General features: G+C 66.1%; 2 protein-coding genes and 1 pseudogene. 1 reads left to right on the plus strand and 2 read right to left on the minus strand.

What is annotated here, in order from left to right; translation table 11 throughout:
• Nucleotides 1-410 (minus strand): annotated as a pseudogene (locus QOC69_RS06650) (hypothetical protein); the annotation flags it as partial.
• A gap of 224 nt (nucleotides 411-634) precedes the next feature.
• Here QOC69_RS06650 and QOC69_RS06655 point away from each other — a divergent pair.
• Nucleotides 635-1726, plus strand: a complete 1092-nt coding sequence (locus QOC69_RS06655; RefSeq protein ID WP_526437601.1) for a metallophosphoesterase — start codon at nucleotides 635-637, stop codon at nucleotides 1724-1726.
• Nucleotides 1727-3338: 1612 nt separating this feature from the next.
• Here the strand turns inward: QOC69_RS06655 and QOC69_RS06660 are convergent.
• Nucleotides 3339-3711, minus strand: a 373-nt coding sequence (locus QOC69_RS06660) for a hypothetical protein (RefSeq protein WP_526437599.1), incomplete at its 5' end; no start/stop codon positions are given.

The raw sequence follows: 3711 nt of genomic DNA on the forward strand, positions 1-3711 counted from the left end.
AGCTTCAACGCGTATGCGTAACCCGCGCCGACCTTTTCGTCACCGCTCGAGACGCACAGAGCCGTCAGCGGCGGTCCGCCTTCTGCCACACTCCGTTCGGCGACCAGACTGACGATCTTGCCGATCCAGTTCCGCTGATGCGGGCGGTACAGGATGCCCGACTCGTCCAAGACGCGGCGCGCAAGCTCGGAGTAGGTGACGTAGTCGTTGTACCGCTTCGCGGTCTGCACGAGGACGCCGTGGGCGACTCGAGCCCACTCAGCCTTCGCTTCGGCGAAGGGAACCGGTGTACCGTCGGACGCTCGCCACGGTCCTGGAACGGTCGCTTCGTCGCCCGGCAGTTCGGGGCTTTCCTCGATCAGGTCGTCCGATTCACTGGTCGGCGCTGCTTCTTGCTCGTCGATGCTCACCCCTGACGATAGACACGTAGCGTCGCTACGACCAATTTGGTGCTCTTCGCAGCCCCCGCGGGTCGATTGCGACCCGCCGAGCGGGAGCGTCTGCTACCAGGCGTGGCTGCAGGCTAGGCACCGCCACTGCGCGGGCCCAACCACGCCGTGGTGCGACCCTCGGTTCCCGATGTCACCAGGCGTGATGCCCCGATGCAAGACTCTCACGTGTAAGTGACTTCGACATCATCGGTGACGTCCATGGCTGTGCCACCAAACTGGTCGCATTGCTCGATGCGCTCGGCTACAGGATCACCGACTGGACCGGCGCCTACTGGATTCCCCATCGTCGAGCCATTTTCGTGGGGGACCTGATCGATCGCGGCGACGAGCAGATCCGAGTCCTCGAGATCGTGAAGGGCATGGTCGACAGCGGAAGCGCCGAGGTCGTCATGGGCAATCATGAATTCAACGCCGTCGCCTACGCCACGGAGCATCCGGCTGGCAGCGGGCAAGTTCTTCGCCCCCACATTCCGAAGAACTACAAGCAGCATCGATCGTTCCTCGAGCAGGTGACCGGTCCGACGAGAGCCCTGTATCTGGAGTGGTTCAAGACGCTTCCCCTGTGGCTGGATCTCGGTGGGATCCGCATCATCCACGCCTGCTGGCACCAGCCCTCCATCGAGTTGGTCGGTCGCGAGCTGGGGTCGAACCGCTTCAACTCGATGGGTCAGTTCATCAGGGCGTCAGACAAGTCCGACCCGCTGTACACGGCCGTTGACGCGTTGCTCAAGGGACCGGAGGTCAGTCTGGTCGACCATGGCCAAGCCAAGTTCGTGGACAAGGACGGTCACGCCCGTTCCGAGGCCAGACTCCGATGGTGGAATGAGGGTGCGACCACGCTGCGAGAGCTCGCGGAGCTGTCGGATAGGTTCACGACGGAGGACGGACAGCCGTATCCACCGCTTCCCGACATCGAGATCGGCACGTCTGAACGCTCCTATGCCTACGACAGCGCGGTCCCGGTGTTCTATGGCCACTACTGGCGGCAGGGTTCTCCGAAGTTCGGTCTCGACTGGACCGAACACACGGCATGCGTTGACTTCAGTGCCGTGAAGGATGGGAGATTCAGGCACGGCGCCGTGGGCCATGACGCCGGTCAGCGAGGCGGCTTCGGAATCAGCGCATCGAATGCGAGTCCGCTTGCGCCCTCCCCTCGTCCAGTGCTTCGGGTGTGCCCGAGCCAGGTGACGACGCGACCATCGCGCCACCGGCACCGCTGCCATCTCGTCTCCACGATCGTGCCCGCTCGTTCGACCTCTTCCTCGGCGACGTAGTACGGCTTGCCCTCGTCGAGGCGTTCCCGCAGCAGCCGTGTCCGTGGCTCGATCTTCTCCGGCGCGACGCCTTCTTCGCCCTTCAACAGGCGCGGCATCGCCGCTCGCTGCAACTGGATCTGCCGGTTGTCGTTCTCGACGTGCACCGGGATGAGCGGAATCCAATGCTCGGCAACCGATGTCATCAACACGTACTTCAACTTCGCGTCGTTGTCCGGGCCGGGCGGCGGGCCGCCAGGGTCGGGGACCGCCGCCTGGAACTTCGCATGCAGCTCCAGCGCCACCTCGCGGCCCCGCCGCGACGACCCGTCCGCCAACTGCACCGTGGTCTCGATACCCCACACCATGTTCGACACCTCGTCGCGAACGCACGCGACCGCCTCCACGGGCGCACTCTCCAGCGCCGCGGGTGTGGTGGCCGGCACGAACAGCCGGCCGTCGTCGGCTCCCTTCGGCGTCAGCGTGAACATTCGCCAGTTCTGGAACTTCGCCGCAGTCACGGCAGGCTCGATCCAGAACCGTTCGCCGAACACGTTCGTCACCGTCAGCCCGCGGATCGACGTCAGCGACCCCACCGGCACGTCGATCGGCAAGAGGAACCAGTCGTTGGCGAATACCAGCCCGAACTCGATCAGCAGCAGCTTGGCGATGTCCGTCGTATCCGGGTTGATGTCCCCGAAGTTGACGGCACCCTCCTCGAACGCCCAGTGCCGGGTATTCGGCATCCCGTCGAACTGGGCCGTCGTCGGAAGGAAGCTCGTCACGCTCGGCGGTGGCGGGGCAGCCACGCCCGCCGCATCGTCGCTCGCGACGGCGTCGAAGTCGAACCAATCGAGCCGGCCTCCGTGATACTCCGGCGCCGCCACCGCGGCGGGCGTACCCAGATTCGGCGTCGACAGGCGCGCCGAGTACTCGAGGTGCTTCGGATCCCACGTCGTCACGGTCGGGTCGGGCTCGTAGTACCGCTGGCGCGCCCAGGCGAGGAATGCCTCGCCGAGGTCGTCGATGTCCGTCTTCTCCGGGTCGACCATCCCGAATCCGTCGGACGCCGCGCCGCCTCCGGCCAGGTGGTCGAGCAGCGCGCCGCCGTCGATGGCCCGCCCGGCGACCGCGGCCATGGTCTGCCACGCCGCTGCGTGCGCGGTGATCGGGAAATCGTGAGCGTCCGCGCCGGGTGCCTCGAACGAATATCGAGCGACGAAGCCCGGCACCCGCCCGGGGTGGCCGTTCGTCTCGAGCAGCCGCCGCCACCGTCGGCCCAACGACAGCCGCAGGTCTCCGCTCAGCGGGACCGGGCGAGCTTCGACGATCGCCTCCAACGGCAGGTTCGGGTCGTAGGGCACAGTGCCTGCGGCCGAATGCAATTCGGTCACGTCGTCGGTGTTCCACGCCACCTTGGCCGTCACCGGTGACCCGGCGTCCTCGCCGAGGAACTCACCCATCTGCCACTGCCGCGTGATCATCCACAGCGGATCACGCACCTCGGCCTTGAGCGCCCTGCTGAAATCCGGCCGGCGCGGGCGGCCCTCCAGCCGGTTCCACTGCACGATCGTGGGGATGCGGATCTCATTGGTCAGCACGCGGTGCAGATCGGCGGTGACGACGTACTCGTTCACTTCTCGGCCTCCGCCAGCCGCAGATGAACATCGTTGTTGAAGCTCAGGTTCAGGCCGGCGGTGATCGGATACGTGGTGACCGATGACAACACGGCGGGCAGCAGCGGCGCCAGCTTGGACTTGTCCACCTGGGCCGGTTCGACGGCCCGCAGCTGCGCGAAGTCCAGCGTCTCGTGCAGCGTGTCGACGATGTCCTGCCACTGCCACCCGCCGCGGTAGACCGGTGGGGTGGCCAGCAGAATCGCCTGAGGTGCTTCGGAGTTGGGCCGATCGAAGTGGAACGCCAGCCCGGTCGTCGCCGCATCGGCGGGAATGACTTCGATCCACTCGTCGAGCAGCAACCCGGAGTAGGTGGTCGCCGGATTGGTC

Origin of the sequence: Mycobacterium sp. (genome assembly GCF_032162105.1) — a bacterium.
Lineage (GTDB): Bacteria > Actinomycetota > Actinomycetes > Mycobacteriales > Mycobacteriaceae > Mycobacterium.